The sequence below is a fragment of the Rhodococcus sp. 077-4 genome (assembly GCF_047782425.1).
GTDB lineage: Bacteria > Actinomycetota > Actinomycetes > Mycobacteriales > Mycobacteriaceae > Rhodococcoides.
The window spans coordinates 90,204-109,055 of record NZ_JAJPWC010000002.1; the positions used below are offsets into that span (position 1 = coordinate 90,204).

The window sequence follows — 18,852 nt, forward strand, 5'->3', positions numbered from 1 at the left end:
TTTGCGCAAGGCTGGATGCAAGTGGGTGTGCGCGCGACGACCTCGTGGATGACGGAATGGCGCTCTGCCACCGATCAGGACACGACGCAAATTGTGGAGGGGGCATTGCGGACCCGGCGTCCTCCTATTCTGCGTTGCGCTTCTGAGCGTGACCGGTGCGTCAGTGACCACGTTCAGATGTGTCGGTTGCGGTGATTCGAGGGACGCAACCGGCCACATCTTCTGCGCTACTCGGGTTCAGTCGAGCGGGGGTTTTATGGCTACGACGGGGCAGAGTGCGTCGAGCATGACTCGTTGCACCTGGCTCCCGAGTAGCAGCTTCATCGTTGCCGATCGACGGCGCATCCCGATGACAATGAGGTCGGCCGACACTGACTCGGCAACTTCGATGATCTGTGTCGCTGCGTCGCTGTCGGCCGCGTACACGGTGTGGGATACCTCGCGGCCGTGCAGTTCGGCGGCGATCGATTCTCCGAGGGTGGGTGAGCTGTAGTTGGGGCTCGCCGGAGAGTCAGCACCGCCGACGAGCACGACGTGGACGTGTAGATCGGTGGGGCTACTGGCCATTGCGGTGCCATGGTTCAGAACCCAGTCGAATGCGAGTCGGCTTTCGGGTCGATCGTTCTGTGCGATGACGATGTTCATGTGTGTCCTCATCCGGGGTAGGCGGCGGTGAGTGCGCCGACGGCGAGCATGACTACGCAGACCAGTGATGCGCGCCAGATTGCTTTTCGAAGGTGCGCTCCGAGTTCGACTTTGGCGAGTCCGATGAGCAGGAGGAACGACGCAACCAACGGGCTGGACGTGTGAAGGGGTTGACCGACGATGGCGGCTCGCGCCATTTCTTCACTGGTGATGCCGTAGTGCGACGCGGTTTCGGTGAGCACTGGTAGTACTCCGAAGAAGAAGGCGTCGTTACTCATCAAGAACGTCAGCGGGATGCTGAGCACGCCGGCGACGATGGCCAGGTGCGGTCCGAAGGCGTCGGGAATGACGTCGACGAGCCATCGGGACATTTCTTCGACCATGCCGGTGCCGTTGAGTACGCCGGTGAGAACCGATGCCGCGAAGACCAGGGCGACGACGGAGACGACGCTCGATGCGTGGGCTTTGATTTGGTCGGACTGTTCGCTGACACGCGGGAAGTTCAGCACGAGTGCGATCCCGACGGCGATCATGAATGTCACGGGTGGTTCGACGATATCGAGGACAAGCAGTGTCATCACGGCGATTGTGAGAGCGAGGTTGAGCCACACCAGCTTCGGGCGAGCTTTGGGTCGGTGCAAGTGTGCCGCAGCGTCTTCGGGGAGGTCTCCGAAGTCGCTGGCCTCGTCGTTCGCTGTCGCAGGCGTGTCGTCGCCGATGCCTGCGGAGCCGGTGGCCGGTCGATCCGATCCGGTCGTTCCCGTGGAGGCGCTGACTCCGGTTCCTGCTGTGGTGGTGACGCTTTCCCGCTGGAGGATGCGTGATTCGGGGTCGAGGGTGAGGGTGCCGACTCGCTTACGTTCAGCGCGGCCGAGAAAGTAGGCGAGGACGGTGACGGCGATCAGGCCGGCTGCAATAGCGGGAATCATCGGGACGAAAATGTCGATCGGTGAGACGCCGAGCGCTGCCGACGCACGTGCGGTCGATCCACCCCAGGGAACGGTGTTCAGGACGCCGTTGGCTGTGGCTGCAACGACGGTGAGTATTACCGGGCTCATGCCGAGCTTGAGGTAGATCGGTAGGAATGCCGAGGTCACGATGATGAATGTGGTCGATCCGTCACCGTCGAGGGAGACGATCGAGGTCAGTAGTGCAGTACCGACGACCAGACGCATCGGATCGTTCTTGACGAATTTGAGGATCAGTCTGATCAGGGGATCGAACAGACCGACCTCGATCATGATTCCGAAGAACGTGATGGCGAAGAACAGCAGTGCTGCAGTGGGGGCGAGTTTGAGCAGAGCTTCCATGATGATGTCGCTCAGGCCCAGACCAGCACCTGCGAACAGGCCGAACACGGTGGGCACCAGGATCAGTGCCGCAACCGGTGTTATGCGTTTGCTCATGATCAGGTACATGAAAACCGCGATCATGGAAAAACCGAGTATGACGAGCATCGTCGCCCTTTCGAGTAGTGGTGTGCATCACTGTATACCGTATGGCGTTCCTTGGCGAGTGCCGTGTGTTTGGTTACGATGCATCCATGACGGGCGACAGCAAGAGTGACCGGGTGTATTCGCAGCTCAAGGCAGAGATCATGTCGGGTGAGATCGCGCCTGGGTCGTCGCTGGGCGCGATTTCAATCGGTGAGCGGCTGAATGCGTCCAGAACGCCTGTGCGGCAGGCGTTTGTGCGGCTGGAGGCAGAGGGGCTCGTTACTCTGATCGATCGGCAGGGTGCACGGGTGGCACCGATATCGATATCGGGGGTGCGCGATCTTTTCGAGCTTCGCTCGCTGCTCGAGTCGACGGCTACCGGGATGGTTGCCGATGCGGTGCGATTCGATCGGGATGCGGCTGGGCCGTTCATCGAGATTCTCGGCGAGCTCGACAGCATGGAGAACGAGGAACCGTCGAGTCAGCGGTGGGAGCGCTTCTACGAACTCGCCGAGCAGTTCGATCGGGCGGTGATCGCGCACACGCGTAACGCTCACTTGTCTCGATCGATTGCCGAATTGCGGCCGCACAGTGCGCGTTTGAGGTCCATTGCGCATACCAGTCCGGATCGTCTCGAGCGCTCGCTGGTGGAGCATCAGCAGATGTGTCGGGCGATCATCGCCGGAGACTCGACAGCTGCGAAGGCAGCGGCGGCCGAGCATCTCGAGGCCACCGAGCGAACCATCCTCGATGCAGTGATGAATCCTGCACGCGCGGGCCGTGGTCCTCGGATCGATGTTGTCACGGCCTGAGCTTCGTACGGTCGGCTGATCGTCGGGCGGGCCGCAGGACTCGGCGTTCCTGCCAGAGTCCTGCGGCCTTCGGGTGCGACGCGGGCGAACGCGTCAGGCGATGTTGGTGCCGTGTTCCTCGTCGATGCGGGTGGTCACGCCGGTGGCGAGGACAGTGCGGTTGGCGTCGATTGAGGCGTAGGTCCAGAAGATGTGGAGTTCGTCGGTGTCGGAGGTGTTGTGGAAGAAGTGTCGAATGCCTGCCGGGATGAACGAGTTGTCGCCCACCGTGACGGGATAGTCCACGCCGTCGATGTGTGCGACGGCCGATCCTTTCAGGACGAGTACCGACTCGTCGCAGTTGTGGATGTGTTCGGGGATCGCCGATCCGGGGGCGAACATGGTGATGCCGTTGAGGAAGTCCTTCGCGCCGACCTGTTGTGAGACCAGGGGAATGGTGCGGGCTCCTCCGCCGCGTTGGCGTGGGGTGATGCCGGAGGAATGAAGCACGACGGCGGGTCGGCCGTCGTCGCTGGCGGAGTCGGTGACGGTACGGCCTTCGGTGGTTGTCATGGGAGATGGTCCTTTCGGGTGATGCGGGCTGTGGGGCAGTGCACTGAGCAGTGGGGTGTCACTCCGATGTGGGTGCAACCGAGGCTGGGGTGTTCATGGCCCACCAGGTACGCACGTTGACGAATTCGCGGATACCGGCGGAGGCGAGTTCTCGGCCGTAACCGGATCGTTTGGTTCCACCGAAGGGCATTCGGGCGTCGGAGGCGACGACGGCGTTGACGAAGCATGCACCGGAGGTGACGCGTTTTCCGACCGTAATGGCCTTGTCGACATCTGCGCTCCAGATGCTGGCACCGAGCCCGAATCGGGTGTCGTTGGCGACGTGCACTGCTTCGTCGGCGTCTGCAACGGTGATGATGGACGCGACCGGGCCGAACGCTTCTTCGTGGTACGCGGCCATCCCGGTGCCGACGTTGCCCAGGACCGTGGGGGCGTAGAAGTTACCGGGCCAATCGAGGACCGTGCCGCCGGTGAGCAGGGTCGCTCCCGCGTCGACGGAGGCCTGGACCTGTGCAGCGACGCCGTCGCGTAGATCAGCTCGCGCCATGGGTCCGACATCGGTGCCGTCGGCTTCGGGATCGCCGACGGTCAGTGATTCGACTGCGGCGACGACCAGTCGGGTGAACTCGTCGGCGACCGGGGCTTCGACGATGAACCGTTTCGGGGAGATGCACGACTGGCCGGCATTGAGGAAGCGGCCCTTGGCGGCCAGGTGCGCGACCTTGGGGAGGTCGGCGTCGGCGAGAACGATGAAGGGATCCGAGCCGCCGAGTTCGAGCACCGATTTCTTGATTTCGCGTCCGGCGATGGACCCCACTGCAGATCCGGCGCGTTCGCTGCCGGTGATTGTCACGGCACCGACGCGGGGATCGGAGATGAGGCGTTCGGTGACCGCCGGTACGTCGACCTCGGCGACGAGGAGGGTGGTGAACAATCCTGCGGGCAACCCCGCGGCTTCGAGAATGGCCTGAGCTTCGAGAGCAGAGCCCGTGGTGTTGGGAGAGTGCTTCAACAATGCAGCGTTCCCGGCCATCAGCGCGGGCGCAGCGAAACGAAAGACCTGCCAGAGCGGGAAGTTCCACGGCATGATCGCCAATACGATCCCGATGGGTTCGTACGACACCCAGGAGGTGTCGGCGGAAGTTTCGTAGGTCTCGTCGGCGAGGAACCCGGCAGCGTTGTCTGCGTAGTACTCGAGACCGACAGCGCATTTTTCGACCTCGGCTCGGGACTCGGCGAGCGGCTTGCCCATCTCTCGGGTCACCAACAACGCCAGTGACTCTGCGCGGGAGCGCAATTCGGCGGCTCCGTCGAGCAGAATTTTCGAGCGGTCATCGAAACCGATACGCGCCCAATCGGTCTGAGCGGCTGAAGCAGTGTCGAGCGCAGCGTCGAGTACCGCGTCGCTCATCGCTTCGTACGTAGCGAGCTCGCGGCCGGTCGCCGGGTTGATGGTTGTGATGGAAGCAGACATTGATGAAGTTCTCCTGGATAGGTGGCCCGAAAACGAGAAACGTCAGACGGACTCGGACGCGATCACGGTGGTGACGGAACTGCCGAGCGTGTTGTGTTGCGAGCCGGGAACGATGACGTCCTCGGCGATCTCTCGCCAGGCAGCGAAATGTGGGGACGCTTTGTGCGCGTCGAACGCAGCGCGGTCGGTGTAACGCTCGTAGTAGAAGAAGTGGTTGGGTGTGCTCTCGTCTTCGAAGACGTCGAACTGATGGCACCCGGGCTCATCTCGCACCGACGACACTGCGTTCTCGACGATCGCGCCGATGAATTTCTCGCGCTTGTCGGGCTTGACGCTCACCGACACCAGCAGGTTCATCACGGAAAGGCTCCTCGACTCGAATGTGATCCACGTTATGTATGTCGTAGTGTATACCTAAACGTATCGAATGAAACGAGGGATTGATTCCATGACCGACGAAACCCGCATCGAACCCGATGCGCTCACCGAGTTCGCTGCCGCGGTCCTGCGGTCTCACGACGTTCCCGAAGCCGATTCCCGACTCGTGGCGGACAGTCTCGTGCAGTCCGACCTGTGGGGGCATCAGTCCCACGGTGTGCTCCGTTTGCCGTGGTACGTGGCGCGGCTCCGTACAGGTGCGATGACTGCGGTCACCGCACCTGAGGTCATCGCGGATGCGGGTGCCCTGCAGATCCTCGACGGCCGCGACGGTATTGGCCAGGTATTGACCGAAACCGCCCGGAAGTCGGCGATCGAACGGGCACGTCACTACGGCATCGGAATGGTCGGAGTCCGCAATTCGAACCACTTCGGCACGGCGATGTACTACACCCGGCGTGCAGCACTCGACGGCTGCGCGTCCATCCTGACCACCAACGCCAGCCCAGCGATGGCACCGTGGGGTGGGCGCGAGAAACGCCTCGGCACAAACCCTTGGTCGATCGGGGCACCCGCACCCACGCCAGGGGGAGCAGTGGTTGTCGACATCGCAAACACCGCCGTTGCCCGCGGCAAGATCTACCTCGCGCGAAACAGAGGCGAATCGATCCCGGACACGTGGGCGATGAACGCCGAAGGCCGCATCACCACCGACGCATCCGAGGCGATCGACGGCGTCATCTTGCCCATGGCGGGCCACAAGGGTTACGCCATCACCTTCATGATGGACATCCTCTCCGGCGCGCTCACCGGCAGTAACACCGGCACAGCAGTGAAGGGACCGTACGTCGCAGACCAGCCGAGCGGAGCGGGCCACATGTTCATCGCCATCGACGTCGCCAGCGCAGGCAAGACCGAGCAGTATCTCGAGGCCGTACAAGGACTGATCGACGAGGTGCATTCCACCCCGCTGGCGGATGGTAGCGACCGCATCTACTACCCCGGTGAGGTCGAGGACAACGCTGCGGCAAGCAATCTCGCTGACGGGGGAGTGGTGCTGGCCGAACAGACCCTCGCCGACATCCGGGCCCTGGCAAACGAAACCGGCACGTCATTGCCCTTCTGATCCTTGCCGAGGTTCAGGCCCGGCGACGTCCAGAGCCGTCGCCAAGAATGGAAAACTCGTCTCGACAGTGCCGTACGGGCATGTCAGTAAATCACGCGATACAGCTCTGCGATCTGCTCAGCGGTGGCGACGACAGGGTTGTTCGACGGCGACCCGGACGCCAAGGCCTGCTGGGCCATCAGTGGGATCAGGCGATCCCACTGATTCTTGTCGATCCCGTAGGTGCTCGGCCGGGGCACCTCGACGTCCGAACACAGAGTATCGATGAACTCGATGAGTTTTGCTGAAGCCTGTTCGTCGGTGTCCTGAGGTTTCGCCACTTCGAGCTGACGTGCGCAGTCGGCGTATCGCGTCCGCGCACCGGGGATGGAGAATGCGGTCACGGCTGGGAGCAGCATCGCGTTCGACAGACCGTGCGCGACGTGGAAATGAGCGCCGATCGGCCGGCTCATCCCGTGTACGAGACAGACGCTGGCGTTGGAGAATGCCATTCCCGCCTGTGTGGAAGCATGCATCATCTGTTCGCGTGCCTCGCGATCCGAGCCGTCGCGGTACGCACGCACTAGGTAGGTGCCGACGGTTTTCATCGCGGACAGGGCGAGGCCGTCGGAGATGGGGTTGGCGCGCTTGCTCACATACGCTTCGATGGCGTGTGTCAGTGCGTCGACACCGGTGTCCGCCGTGAGGCGCGCAGGCATGGATACCGTCAGTTCCGAGTCGACGATGGACGCGATCGGGAGAAAAGACAATCCTGGGCACAGCATCTTCTCGTCGGCAGCAACGTCAGTGATGATCGTGAATTGCGTTGCTTCCGAGCCACTTCCTGCGGTTGTCGGAATCGCCACGATCGGTAGCGCCGGCCCGGAGTAGACGTTCGGGGAGATGAAGTCTCGCATCACCCCGCCCCGTTCGGACAGCACAGCAAGGGCCTTGGCGGTGTCCATCGGGCTACCGCCACCGAAGCCGATGATGGCGTCGGCCGAGTGTGCTGTCACCGCGGCCAGCCCCGCCTGCAGCGAATCGGTGGTGGGGTCGGGCACGGTATCGGAAAAGACAGAGACCTGCTTGGCCGCGGCCTCGATGATTTTCGCCAGGCGATCCGCTGCGCCGTTCCCGACCATGAACGAATCCGTGACGAGGAGTGGTCGCTCGACGCCGAGGTCCGTCAAAACCGAACCCAGCTCTTCGACCGCGCCGGGGCCGAGCTTGATCAGACGCGGGAACGAAATGTTGGCAATCATATCTACTCCTTCGTGGGCATGAGCGCACGCGGCGGCACACGTGTGCGCTTCGTATCTGAGGGCATCCCCGTTGTAGCCGCGATGGACGGTACCGAGATAACGGGGGGTATTTCCGCCGGTGGCGACCCCACCGCGCAAACGACAAATGTTCGTCTACAACGTCATTGACATGACCAACTGAGGGTCTTTCAGCGGAGCGAGCGAGGCTGCAAAGGCCGTGATGGGTGGGCCGACAACGGAGACTCGACGTTGCCCTTCAAGGTCTGCTACGGCGCGCGAACACTGATGAATATCGTGTCGCGTTACCCGTCGCGTAGGGCTTGTATTCGGCCGGCTGGTGGTGAGCCAGCTCGTCTCGTCCGATGCAGGAGAGGGTCCCCGGGTATGCGCCTGGGAACCCCTCCTGTTGTCGGTACCAATTAGGTGCGTACCGCTGGTGGGGCCGGCGTTCCCAGCCGCAGAGCTTCTGCCCGAGCGTCTGCGCTGTCGACTGTTTCGAGCGCGAGGCCGCGCGTTTCTCTCGTGAAGTACACAGCCACTGCTGTCAAAGTGCAGGCTCCGGCCAGATACCACGCGATCGGTACGGCGGAGTCGAACGTCTCGAGTAGGGCGATGGCGATGATCGGTGCCAGAGAGCCCGCGACGATCGAGGTGACTTGATAGCCGAGCGAGACACCGGAATAGCGCATGCGGGTCGGGAACATCTCGGCCATGGTGGCAGGTTGCGCGGCATACATCAGCGCATGGAACACCAGGCCGATGATGATCGCGGACACGATGATCAGGTTGTCTCCGCTGTCGAACATCGGGAAAGCGTAGAAACCCCACGTGCCGGCGGTGAGTGCGCCCACCATGTAGACCGGACGTCGACCGATACGGTCTGCGAGACGACCTGCGAGAGGAATTGCGGCGAAGTGGACTGCGTGTGCAGCCAACATCAGCCACAAGATTGTGCTCGTGTTCGCTTCTACGACCACCTTGAGATAGGTAATGGTGAATGTGACCACGAGGTAGTACATGATGTTCTCGCCGAAGCGGAGCCCCATTGCCGTGAAAACTCCACGAGGGTAACGCTTTACGACCTCGAAAACGCCATACGATACAGCAATTGTGTTGGCGGCCTCGCGTTGTGCTTCCAAGAAGATCGGGGCGTCGGAAATCTTCGTGCGGATGTAGTAGCCGACGAAAACGATGACGGCAGAGAGCCAGAATGCAATGCGCCATCCCCAGGCCAAGAATTCGTCTTCAGGGAGAGTCGACGTCAGCGTCAACAGCACAAGAGTTGCGAGCAGGTTTCCACCGGGAACTCCTGCCTGCGGCCAGCTGGCCCAGAAGCCTCGTTGGTCGTTGGGGCTGTGCTCGGCGACGAGCAACACTGCACCGCCCCACTCACCGCCGACGGCAAAGCCTTGCACGAACCTGAGGGTGACCAGAATGGCTGGGGCCCAGACCCCGATGGAGTTGTATGCCGGGATACACCCCATCAAGAAGGTCGATCCGCCGACGAGGACGAGGCTGAACTGGAGTAGTTTCTTCCGGCCGTATTTGTCTCCGTAGTGTCCGAAGACCATGCCACCGAGCGGGCGGGCAATGAAGCCGACCGCGTATGTCGCGAATGACGCCAGAATGGCGGTCAATTCGTCGGTGCCGGCCGCGAAGAATATCTTGCTGAAAACCAGCGTTGCTGCGGTGCCGTATATGAAGAATTCGTACCATTCCACGATCGTGCCGGCCATCGATGCTGCGACGACCTTCTTGAGTCCGGACGGTCGAGCTTTGTCAGCCGTTCCGTTCGGAGTCGATATGTGCTCTTCCACCAAAAGCTCCCTGTGACTCGGACTACCTAGCGCACCCGATGTGACGGGCCGCACTTGCTGGAGTCGAGTATTCGGCGGGAGTACGACGACGGGCAATGCTTAGGTCCGCACCATGCAGGCGCAGAAATGCATCGCTATGCGCGCCCCATGATTTCATCGAGACGCCGTTTGTCAGTGGCACCGTGCGGTGGACGACAGTGATCGACTTGGTGCAAATCTGCGCAGGCAGGGCGTCCTTTTGGCAATTGCCCGACCCAAGTCTCACGCGCATCGTTGGTGGAGACGCAATAACCGTTGCCGCCGGCGCACCTGGCCCAGAAAAGCAGGTGCAGGCTCTCGATCTTGTTCGTCCCGATCTTTTCAAGGAGCTGCACTATGACTTCCACACTGTCTTCGCCGACCGAGCTGGGCATTCCAGCGCCACGCGACTACCGAATGATCATTGGAGGCAAACGCGTCGAAGCTATGGCCGGTGGATGGACCGACGTCACCACCCCGATTCTCCGCGAACATGCGATCGGGCGTGTCCCGACAGCTGAGGTCGAGGACGTGAACCGAGCTGTCGATGCGGCTCGGGGTGCGTTCCCGGGCTGGCGCGCACTACCGTTCGCCATGCGGCAGCAATGTCTGCTCTCGATCGCTGACGCAATCGAAGACCGAATGGAAGAGTTGGCGTTCACCACCGCTTTGGATACAGGCAACGCCATCCGAACGCAGGCCCGCCCGGAGGTACGCACCCTGGCGAACCTCTTCCGCTATTTTGCGGGAATCGCCGGGGAGACAAAGGGAGTCGTACTCCCCGCAGGCGAGGATCAGTTGCAATACACCAAACTCGAACCGCTGGGCGTGGTCGGCGCGATCCTCCCATGGAATTCGCCGCTGATGATCGCCGGATTCAAGATTCCTGCCGCCCTGGCAGCAGGCAACACGGTGGTGGTGAAGGCGGCGGAAGCTGCCCCGTTGAGCGCGATCCTGCTGGGGGGGGATCTGCGCGGAAATCCTGCCCGCTGGTGTTGTCAATATCATCACCGGGCTGGGTTCGGTTGCCGGAGAACGATTGGTTCAGCACCCCGGGGTGGACAAGGTCTCCTTCACCGGCTCCACCGAAGTCGGCAGACACGTAGGTCAGGTAGCGGGGGAGCGTATTGCGCACGTGTCCCTGGAGCTGGGTGGAAAGAACCCGTCGATCGTGTTCCCCGACGCGATCGAAGACGATGATTTGATCGCCAATCTTTTACTGTCGTCCCGGGTGCACAGGCAGGGGCAAAGTTGTACTGCCGGGTCCCGCTTGTTCCTGCATCGGGATATCTACGACGAGGTTCTGGCGCGCTTGGTCGAGACGCTGGGCAGTCAGGTCGTGGGCAACCCGTTGGACGAAGCCACCGACATCGGCGCGATCATCAACGAGAAGCAGTTCGCGTCGGTCACCGGGTTTGTCGAGGACGGTATCGACACCGACGGTATCGATGTCGCGCTGGACGGGTCGGCGCGCGTCTTCGATGACAAGACGGGGTATTACATGGCACCCACTGTTTTCGCTGGTGCCGACAACCAATGGCGTCTCTCGCGCGAGGAGATCTTCGGGCCCGTCGTGGTGGTCATCCCGTGGAGTGACGAGAACGAGGTGATCGAGATGGCCAACGACTCCAACTACGGCCTGGCAGCGTATGTCTGGACTCACGACCTCGACCGAGCACTGAAGACGGCACATGCGCTGGAAGCGGGATGGGTGCAGATCAACCAGGGCGGCGGGCAGCTACCGGGCCAGTCGTACGGCGGCTACAAGCAGAGCGGTATCGGACGCGAAGCATCGCTCGAAGGAATGATCGCAGGCTTCACCCAGACCAAGCAGATCAACGTCAAGCTTCGAAACAACTGACTCGACAACATATTCCGCAGCTGGTCACCCGCCACCGGGCGGCACCGCGGCCTGATTCGCAGAGGATGCACCACATGACAGAAGGACCGCTGGCGGGCCAACTCGTGCTCGATTTGTCAAAAGCACTCGCAGGTCCGATTGCCGCGATGATGTTGGGAGACTTGGGCGCTCGTGTGGTGAAAGTAGAGACGCCCGGACTCGGAGATGATTCGCGTACGTGGGGACCGCCGTTCGTCGGGCCTGAACACGACCAGTCGTCGTACTTCATGTCGGCCAATCGCAACAAGGAGTCGATCGAGCTCGATCTCAAGAGTGCAGAGGGCAAGGCGGTGCTGCGCCGCCTCATCACGAAAGCCGATGTGCTGATCGAGAATTGGCGGCCGGGATCTTTCGATCGTTTGCGTTTTCCGGCGGCTACGCTCGAGAAACTCAATCCGCGGTTGATCACGCTTTCGATCACTGGCTTCGGGCACGACGGTCCCGAGGGAGCCCGGGCAGGGTACGACCAGATCGCGCAAGGCGAAGCGGGCCTGATGGCACTGACGGGCACCACCGAGTCCGGACCCACCCGTATCGGCGTGCCGATCGCAGACGTGCTGGCCGGTGTACACGGCGCTGCCGGTGTCTCCGCCGCTCTCGCAGGGAGAGAACGAACCGGCAAGGGAGTCACCGTTCGCACATCACTGCTTGCAGCTGCCGTCAGTGCTCACACGTTCCAGGCCACCAAGTGGACGGTTGCAGGCGAAATCGCCCAGCCCAGCGGCAATCACCATCCGCAGATCGCTCCCTACGGAAGCTTCCGGTGCGCGGACGGTTTCGTGCAAATTGCCGTCGGCAGCGAAGGCCTGTGGGCTCGATTCGCGCCGGTAGCTGGAATCGACGTCAATGACGCACGGTTCACGCTCAACGTGCACCGAACCGCACACCGCACCGAACTCATCACGGAGATCGAAACGGCCTTCGCCTGCCGCACACGCGCCGAGGTTCTGCTACAACTACAGGCCGCAGGCGTTCCAGCCGGTGCGATCCGCACGATCGACGAAGTCTACGAATGGGATCAGACCAGAAGCCAGGGACTGCTCATCGACGTCGATCATGCTGCGGCAGGAAAGATACAGCTGCCGGGCCCATCGTTGCGGATGGAGTCTGCCGACGGCGAGTCAGTGCTGAGGACCGAGCATGCCGCCCCACCGTTGTTGGGGCAGCACACCGAGTCCGTGCTGGCCTGGCTGAACGAGACGAACTCAGAGGAACAATCCGAGATCCTATCCGCCAACATGGCCAGCACCCTCCGATGACGTTGATCTCGAGCGTCATCAACCGAGCGGGCCGCGGCGATGTCGACCGCGGTCCGACTCGGCGAGCTGATACGTTCGGTAGGCGGCGGATGCGAACTGCGGCCCGCACGCCATGGGTTCGGGCCGCGCTCTGGCACAGGGGTTGTCGCCGTGCTGGGTGATTCCCATCGGGTCGTACTGTCGGTCGATCAAGTCGACCTTGTTCGGGGAGATCGGTACCTGCTGTCGGACGTGTCTGTCGAGGTGCGCGCTGGTGAGCACTGGGCCGTGCTCGGCCCCAACGGTGCAGGCAAGAGCACACTGCTGTCGCTCTTCGGAGCACTCCAACATCCAACCCGTGGAGCAGTTCACATCTTGGGTCGTCGGCTGGGGCGGGTGGATATGAGGGAACTTCGAGAGTTGATCGGTCATGTGGACCCCCGACACCGCCTCGATCAACCTCTGTCCGCCCTGGAGGTAGTGCTGACAGGGCTCACCAACACGGTGCATCTGGTGCCCCGACGCCGAGCACTGCAGACAGAACACGATCGGGCGGTGTCTCTACTCGACGTCATGGGAATGTCGGAGCGCCGACACGCACCATGGACCAAGATGTCTCAGGGCGAACGTGGACGCGTCCTGATTGCCCGCGCTTTGATGTCGAGCCCGTCATTGCTGTTATTGGACGAACCTGCGACTGGGCTCGATCTTGCAGCGCGCGAACAGCTTCTGGAGGCGTTGGCGCATATGCGCCAGGAAGTTCCAAGCCTGGCTACTGTCATGGTTACCCATCACCTCGAAGAACTACCTCCGATAACCTCCCACGCCCTGTTGATGAACAGTGGCCGAGTTCAGGCCGCCGGAGTAGTCGACTCGATTCTGACCTCCGAGTCCATCAGCACGTGCTTCGAATACCCAGTTTCTCTAGTGCACAGCGAAGGTAGATGGAACGTGCGCGCCAGTGGCGCGCCGTGGTCGACATCCACCGCATCTGACAGCAGCGTCGTCGTAGCACCGGCAACGATACGGCTCTGATGGTTTGGTGGACTGACGCGCCCGCACAGCAGCATCGGTCGGCGGGTGTGGAATCAGAGACCTACCTCGGGTCGATTCCGTCGAGTTCGCGCAGAACGGATAGCAGAGCGTACCGATCTGCGGTGCCGATCGGGTCCACGCGGGTCAACGCACGTTCAGCTCGTTCCGCGGCGAGTTCCCCACGCCCGGTCACCTCGACTATCCATCGCTGACTGTGCCCCCCGGCGAGCGTTCGCCCAACAAATTGTGAATTCTCCAGATTCGCTATCGTCGCAGCGACGCTTGTCCGGTGGCGGCCGAGTCGGCGGGCGAGCGACCCGTACGACGCCGGTCCGAACCGACACAATGCGTCCAATACCTCGTAGCGTGCCCATGTCATCTCGAGCGGCGTAAGGGCCTCGGTCAGTTCGGAACGAAGTTGCTGAGATAGACGTAGGACCAGGGAAAGCAACTCGAAATCGGGCCGCTCGACCAATGCGACCAACTCGGAAGGCTCGGACGTCGAGTCGTTCCCACGAGAGCGCACCGGCACGCTCATGTCGTCAGACCTACTGTCACCGTGGTTCTCCGTTCTGGCTGCTCAGATTCATCGCATTGTTCGAAGAACCCGTCAATAAAATTGCGCGACAACACAGCCCAATTGAATACTGCGAACATTCGACCCCTGGCACGATGCTCAGAACATTGTGGTCTTCCGTGGTATGCGCAAAGCCGATGTGCCACGACAGGGCGCATGCAGTCGCACCGGCGCGTGATGCCCTACCTCCACATCCGTGCGTATTGACCACTATATGAGTTGTCGCGGTTGAAAACTCGGTTGTTCGTGGTGCAGATCCGCGCGTGCTCAGCGCGCGGTTGCGCATTGTGCGTCCACTGCGACAGCGTCGATACTGGATTCAAGAATCCTAGGTCTGCGTCCGAATCGCCATGTTCGACAACCAGTGTGGTTGAGCAGAAGACATCGAAAATGGAGAAGACTGTGAAAGCGATCGTAGTGGCCGTCAATGGCGGACCCGAGAAATCCGCACTGACGGAGATACCGACGCCCGATCCGAAGTTCGGGGAGGTCCGGATCAAGGTCGCTCGGGCTGGCGTGAACTACCTCGACGTCTATCAACGCCAGGGCGCGCTACCTGCACCGTTCGTCGCCGGTGTCGAAGGTCTCGGACGAGTCGACGCCACCGGCCCGGGGGTCGACCCGGCAATGCTCGGCCGTCGCGTGGGTTGGCTCGGCGGGCAGGGGAGCTTCGCCGAATTCGTCACCATGCCAGAGGACAGAACAGTTGCAGTTCCCGACGACATCGACGACGACATCGCAATCGCTCTGTTGATGCAGGGGTTGACCGCTCACTACCTGGCCACGACTGCGTTCGCTGTGAACACGGCATCGACCGTGTTGATTCATGCCGGAGCCGGAGGCGTCGGCCGACTGCTCATTCAGGTCGCGAAACACCTGGGGGCAACAGTGATTGCCACTGCCTCGACCGCCGCGAAACGTCGGATCGCGGTCGACGCGGGCGCGGACCACGCAGTCGACTACGAGGCTTTCGCCACCTCGGCGAAGCAGTTGACCAACGGTGTGGGCGTCGACGTCGTGTATGACGGCGTCGGCAAAGATACTGTCGAACAGGACCTTCCGGCTTTGGCGATCCGAGGAACCCTGATTGTCATCGGCGCGGCCAGTGGAACCCCTCCCGCAGTGGAGTTCGCAGCCTTGGCGGCCAAATCACTCACGATCACCCGTCCGTCGATCGCTCACTACACAGCCCGCCCCGGGGAGTTGACGCGTCGCGCCGAGGAAGTGTTCCAATGGGCAAGAGATGGCATTCTGACAGCCAATGTCGCCGGCCGATACCGACTCGAGGATGTCTCGAAAGCGCAGCAAGATCTGCAATCGCGTTCGATATCCGGCAAACTCGTGGTGGACATCGAGTGACCGCTCCGCATGCGCTTCAGGTCAGACGGGAGGCAGGAGTTCCGATCGGCGCCGCGCGACTTCGCTATGTATCGCGTCTCTGACTGCCGTCACCGTAGGATTCGTCAAACTCTCGCGGCGCGCGGCGAGCGAGAAGGACAGGTGCACGTCCACCTGTTTCGGTAGGAGACGAATCAACTCCGGGTATGGGGAGGCCATGAACGCCGGCAGCAGCCCTATTCCGCCGCCCGCCCGTGTGGCTTCGACATGGGCAAAAATGTTGGTAGACATGAACTTCGCGGAGGAGCCCGGCAGGTGGCGCTCGAGGTCGAGGTCTCCTACCTGCAAAAGCGAATCGACGAAGAAGATGATCGGGTGCGTAGCGACGTCCTCGATGCTCGTAGGGCTGCCGTGTTCGCGGATGTACTCTTCGGTGGCGTAGATCCCCATGGAGTACCTGCTCACCGTCTCCGACACCAGTCGGCTGTTGACCGGCGAGCCGACCGCAAGTGCTACGTCGAAGCCCGACTGGTGCAGGTTCATCTGCCTGGTGGCGGTCAACAATTCGACTGATAGATCGGGATGCCGCAGCCGCAGCCGCGCCAGTGCAGGGGTGACCACGAGCGTGCCGAACCCATCAGGAGCAATAACCCGGACGGTGCCCCTCAACGTGTTGCCCGAATTCCCCTGAGCCGCATCTACAGCCGACTGCACGGACTCTTCGATCGAGCGGGCCTGCTCGGCGACGGCCCGCCCGATGTCCGTCAGTTCCCATCCGTTGGTGCCTCGCTCGATCAAACGAACGTCGAGAATCTTCTCCAGTGCGTGTATCCGCCGTGACACCGTCGTGTGATCGACACCGAGGAATACAGCGGCAGAGCGTCTCGTTCCGGTCCGTGCGATGGCGCTGAGATAGCGGAAATCGTCGGCTCGAACCTGCTGCAGGTCGATGGACGGCTTGGCCGCGGAGTTCGAATGCGAATCTCGGGGTCCATCACCATTCATGAGATCAAACCTCACTCGTCAGCGTCAGATAGCCCTTCGGCCTCGGACAGAGAATTATCCTATGTCACCGATCGACAGCGTCCAGCGTTCGATAGACCTGCGCTCGATGACACCTTGGATGTAGAACGGGTCGTCGTTCGCGAGCGTTTCGACGTGTTCGATCGAGGCGACCTCGAAGATGAGAAGACCACCGGGTGAGTTCGAATCGCTAAGCGGCCCCGCGAGAAGGAGTTTTCCTCGGTCCGCAATCTCGCGTAGATACGCTCGGTGTTCGGGGCGATGACGCGCAACGAATTCGGCATGGTCGATATAGCGATAGGTCACGGCATACAGCGGCATGGGGTTCTCCTTCGAACAGGGTGCATAGAGGCGATGCCCACCCCTTTCGGGGCAGGCATCGCCATCGCTCACACCGAGGCGGGGATCTGGACTTCGGCTCCGAGTGTCAGGGCGAGGCCGGTGCAATCGCGTCCTCCGTCGCCGGCGGCCGACGCGTCAGCGAACAGTTGCGCCGCGGCCGCTGCAGTGTCCAGGCGAACTCCGAACTCGGCCGCCGTGGCTGTGGCCAATCGCAGGTCTTTGTGGATGAGGTCGATCATGAAGCCGGGTTCGTAACCATGGGACGCCGGCGAGTTTTCGACGACACCCGGAAGTGGGAACCAGTTACGGAAAACCCAGCTGTCGCCCGAGGAGCGGGTGACGACGTCGAAGTACATCTGCGGGTCGAGGCCGAGTTTCTGTGCGAGGACGGAGACCTCGCACGCGGTGGCCATTCCTACTGCCATCAGTGCGTTGTTGGCCACCTTCATCGCTTGACCGTCTCCACTGGGCCCGACGTGGACGATGTACGAACCAACGGACTTGAGTAACGGTTCCGCAGCGGCGACATGATCGATATCGCCGCCCAGCATGAGCGTCAGGGTTGCCTCCTCGGCACCCTGCACTCCTCCGGAAACAGGAGCATCGACAAAACCCACACCCTGCTCCCGCGCGGATGCGGCGAGAGTGCGAGCGATGTCGATACCGATCGTGGAACAGTCGATCACGACCGTGCCCTTGGGCATGTTGGCGAAGGCACCCCCGGGACCCGAAACGACCTGTTCGACGACCTTGGCCGACTGGAGCATCGTGAAGACTGCGTCGACGTCGCGCACGGCATCGGCAATGGAGTCGGCTATGTCCACTCCGTTCGCCAGAGCCTTCTCACGAGCGGACTCGGACACGTCATAGCCCCGGACGGAGTGTCCTGCTTCGACCATGTTCCGTGACATCGGAATACCCATGTGGCCAAGGCCGATCCACGCAATTTTGCTCATTCTGTTACTCCTCTTCGAAGTCCGGTAAGCGATAGACGCGTCCGGTCCTGTCGTGTTGCGGACGTCACTCAGTCTGTGTTCCGCGCAGCAGAGGGTCAACGGTCAACGGTGCATCACGTTGGTGCAGAAATGCACCAAGCGACCGTGTGATTACCACCGGACGGCACCGTGGCGGTCGGAGAACGTTCCAGTGGGCCCATGCGCGTCGATGGAGGCCATGGCGACGATGGCATCGGTGCCCTCGGTCACCGTTTGCGTTCCGGTCTTACCGTTGAAATCCGTTGCGGTGTAACCCGGATCGACGGCGTTGATGCGGATATCGGGAAGGAACTGCGCGTAGATGGTCGTCAACATATTCACGGCAGCTTTACTGGCCGAGTATCCGAGCGAGGGAACTCCGTGTTCGACACGTGAGGCGTCGGCGCGCACATCGAACGAACCGAGACCTGACGAGACATTGACCACCACTGGTGCGGGGGAGCGCTGCAGCAGCGGCAGGAATGCGTGGATCGTTCGGACGATCCCGACGGTATTGGTGTCGAGCACCGTGAGCACGGCCGGCCCGTCGAAGTTCTTCATAGCGGTGATCGGACCGGAGATGCCGGCGTTGTTGATCAACACGTCGAGGGCGCCGAAACGTGCTGTGACATCTTCTGCTGCGGCCGCGACGGACTTGTCGGAGGCGACGTCGATCGCGGTCCATTCCACTCCGAGTTGCTCGGCGGCTTCGGCTCCGCGGGCGGTGTCGCGGACTCCCAGAATGACCCGATGCCCGTTGCCGGCGAGCCGTCGCGCACTTTCGTATCCGAGTCCCTTGTTGCCGCCGGTGATCAATATTGTTGTCATGCATTCGACTGTGGCACCGAAATCCTCGAGCCTGGTAGGAGCGTTCGTCGGGATGACTGGCAGTACTACCCACCGCCAATGTCGAACGGTCACACTGA

General features: G+C 61.9%; 19 protein-coding genes and 1 pseudogene. 7 read left to right on the plus strand and 13 right to left on the minus strand.

The genetic code is table 11. The annotated features are described in order from the left end of the window. Positions 1-237 precede the first annotated feature (237 nt). Both ACNEOT_RS09855 and ACNEOT_RS09860 read right to left on the minus strand, forming a co-directional pair. Positions 238-645: a universal stress protein gene (locus tag ACNEOT_RS09855; protein WP_415973808.1), complete on the minus strand. Its 408-nt coding sequence runs from the start codon at positions 643-645 to the stop codon at positions 238-240. An 8-nt stretch (positions 646-653) separates the two neighbouring features. Beyond that, the gene (locus tag ACNEOT_RS09860) at positions 654-2,102 is read right to left on the minus strand and encodes a CitMHS family transporter (protein ID WP_415973809.1); all 1,449 of its coding nucleotides are present in this window, start codon (positions 2,100-2,102) and stop codon (positions 654-656) included. Positions 2,103-2,188: 86 nt separating this feature from the next. Between ACNEOT_RS09860 and ACNEOT_RS09865 the strand changes: the two genes are divergently transcribed. Next, a complete protein-coding gene (locus ACNEOT_RS09865; protein ID WP_415973810.1) occupies positions 2,189-2,893 on the plus strand; it encodes a GntR family transcriptional regulator in 705 nt (234 codons plus the stop codon). A 93-nt stretch (positions 2,894-2,986) separates the two neighbouring features. Here the strand turns inward: ACNEOT_RS09865 and ACNEOT_RS09870 are convergent, their stop codons facing one another. The 3 genes from ACNEOT_RS09870 to ACNEOT_RS09880 are packed head-to-tail and all read right to left on the minus strand — an operon-like array spanning position 2,987 to position 5,276. After that, positions 2,987-3,445 (minus strand): cupin domain-containing protein, encoded by a 459-nt coding sequence (locus tag ACNEOT_RS09870; protein ID WP_415973811.1) that lies wholly within the window; start codon positions 3,443-3,445, stop codon positions 2,987-2,989. A 58-nt stretch (positions 3,446-3,503) separates the two neighbouring features. Beyond that, positions 3,504-4,919, minus strand: a complete 1,416-nt coding sequence (locus ACNEOT_RS09875) for an NAD-dependent succinate-semialdehyde dehydrogenase (RefSeq protein ID WP_415973812.1) — start codon at positions 4,917-4,919, stop codon at positions 3,504-3,506. A 42-nt stretch (positions 4,920-4,961) separates the two neighbouring features. Further along, on the minus strand, positions 4,962-5,276 hold the full coding sequence (locus ACNEOT_RS09880; RefSeq protein ID WP_415973813.1) for a putative quinol monooxygenase: 315 nt from the start codon (positions 5,274-5,276) through the stop codon (positions 4,962-4,964). A 91-nt stretch (positions 5,277-5,367) separates the two neighbouring features. Between ACNEOT_RS09880 and ACNEOT_RS09885 the strand changes: the two genes are divergently transcribed. After that, complete coding sequence (locus ACNEOT_RS09885) at positions 5,368-6,423, plus strand: Ldh family oxidoreductase (RefSeq protein ID WP_415973814.1); 1,056 nt, start codon at positions 5,368-5,370, stop codon at positions 6,421-6,423. A gap of 83 nt (positions 6,424-6,506) precedes the next feature. On the opposite strand, the gene ACNEOT_RS09890 is transcribed toward ACNEOT_RS09885, so the two are convergent. Further along, positions 6,507-7,664, minus strand: coding sequence for an iron-containing alcohol dehydrogenase (locus tag ACNEOT_RS09890; protein WP_415973815.1), 1,158 nt, complete (start codon positions 7,662-7,664; stop codon positions 6,507-6,509). Positions 7,665-8,083: 419 nt separating this feature from the next. Further along, positions 8,084-9,481 carry an MFS transporter gene (locus ACNEOT_RS09895; protein ID WP_415973816.1) on the minus strand — a complete coding sequence of 466 codons (1,398 nt, stop codon included), beginning with the start codon at positions 9,479-9,481 and terminating at the stop codon, positions 8,084-8,086. A gap of 465 nt (positions 9,482-9,946) precedes the next feature. Here ACNEOT_RS09895 and ACNEOT_RS09900 point away from each other — a divergent pair. The 3 genes and pseudogenes from ACNEOT_RS09900 to ACNEOT_RS09910 all read left to right on the plus strand — a co-directional run. Then, positions 9,947-10,399: pseudogene (locus tag ACNEOT_RS09900) on the plus strand (aldehyde dehydrogenase family protein); the annotation flags it as partial. Positions 10,400-10,538: 139 nt separating this feature from the next. Then, complete coding sequence (locus ACNEOT_RS09905; protein ID WP_415973817.1) at positions 10,539-11,360, plus strand: aldehyde dehydrogenase family protein; 822 nt, start codon at positions 10,539-10,541, stop codon at positions 11,358-11,360. 74 nt (positions 11,361-11,434) lie between these two features. Then, positions 11,435-12,658 (plus strand): CaiB/BaiF CoA transferase family protein, encoded by a 1,224-nt coding sequence (locus ACNEOT_RS09910; RefSeq protein ID WP_415973818.1) that lies wholly within the window; start codon positions 11,435-11,437, stop codon positions 12,656-12,658. 18 nt (positions 12,659-12,676) lie between these two features. Here the strand turns inward: ACNEOT_RS09910 and ACNEOT_RS09915 are convergent, their stop codons facing one another. After that, on the minus strand, positions 12,677-12,826 hold the full coding sequence (locus tag ACNEOT_RS09915; RefSeq protein ID WP_415973819.1) for a hypothetical protein: 150 nt from the start codon (positions 12,824-12,826) through the stop codon (positions 12,677-12,679). 63 nt (positions 12,827-12,889) lie between these two features. Here ACNEOT_RS09915 and ACNEOT_RS09920 point away from each other — a divergent pair, with 63 nt between their 5' ends. Continuing rightward, complete coding sequence (locus ACNEOT_RS09920) at positions 12,890-13,672, plus strand: ABC transporter ATP-binding protein (protein WP_415973820.1); 783 nt, start codon at positions 12,890-12,892, stop codon at positions 13,670-13,672. 61 nt (positions 13,673-13,733) lie between these two features. Here ACNEOT_RS09920 and ACNEOT_RS09925 read toward each other — a convergent pair whose 3' ends face one another. Next, a complete protein-coding gene (locus tag ACNEOT_RS09925; RefSeq protein WP_415973821.1) occupies positions 13,734-14,210 on the minus strand; it encodes a MarR family winged helix-turn-helix transcriptional regulator in 477 nt (158 codons plus the stop codon). A 441-nt stretch (positions 14,211-14,651) separates the two neighbouring features. On the opposite strand from ACNEOT_RS09925, the gene ACNEOT_RS09930 reads away from it, so the two are divergent. Next, positions 14,652-15,608 (plus strand): quinone oxidoreductase family protein, encoded by a 957-nt coding sequence (locus ACNEOT_RS09930; protein ID WP_415973822.1) that lies wholly within the window; start codon positions 14,652-14,654, stop codon positions 15,606-15,608. A 21-nt stretch (positions 15,609-15,629) separates the two neighbouring features. On the opposite strand, the gene ACNEOT_RS09935 is transcribed toward ACNEOT_RS09930, so the two are convergent. The 4 genes from ACNEOT_RS09935 to ACNEOT_RS09950 form a co-directional block, all read right to left on the minus strand. Continuing rightward, on the minus strand, positions 15,630-16,592 hold the full coding sequence (locus ACNEOT_RS09935) for a LysR family transcriptional regulator (protein ID WP_415973823.1): 963 nt from the start codon (positions 16,590-16,592) through the stop codon (positions 15,630-15,632). A 54-nt stretch (positions 16,593-16,646) separates the two neighbouring features. Beyond that, a complete protein-coding gene (locus ACNEOT_RS09940; RefSeq protein ID WP_415973824.1) occupies positions 16,647-17,003 on the minus strand; it encodes a YciI family protein in 357 nt (118 codons plus the stop codon). Next, positions 17,000-17,908, minus strand: coding sequence for an NAD(P)-dependent oxidoreductase (locus tag ACNEOT_RS09945; RefSeq protein ID WP_415973825.1), 909 nt, complete (start codon positions 17,906-17,908; stop codon positions 17,000-17,002). The genes ACNEOT_RS09940 and ACNEOT_RS09945 overlap by 4 nt, the downstream gene beginning before the upstream one ends. A 150-nt stretch (positions 17,909-18,058) precedes the next feature. Continuing rightward, positions 18,059-18,754 carry an SDR family NAD(P)-dependent oxidoreductase gene (locus ACNEOT_RS09950; RefSeq protein WP_415973826.1) on the minus strand — a complete coding sequence of 232 codons (696 nt, stop codon included), beginning with the start codon at positions 18,752-18,754 and terminating at the stop codon, positions 18,059-18,061. Positions 18,755-18,852: the final 98 nt, after the last annotated feature.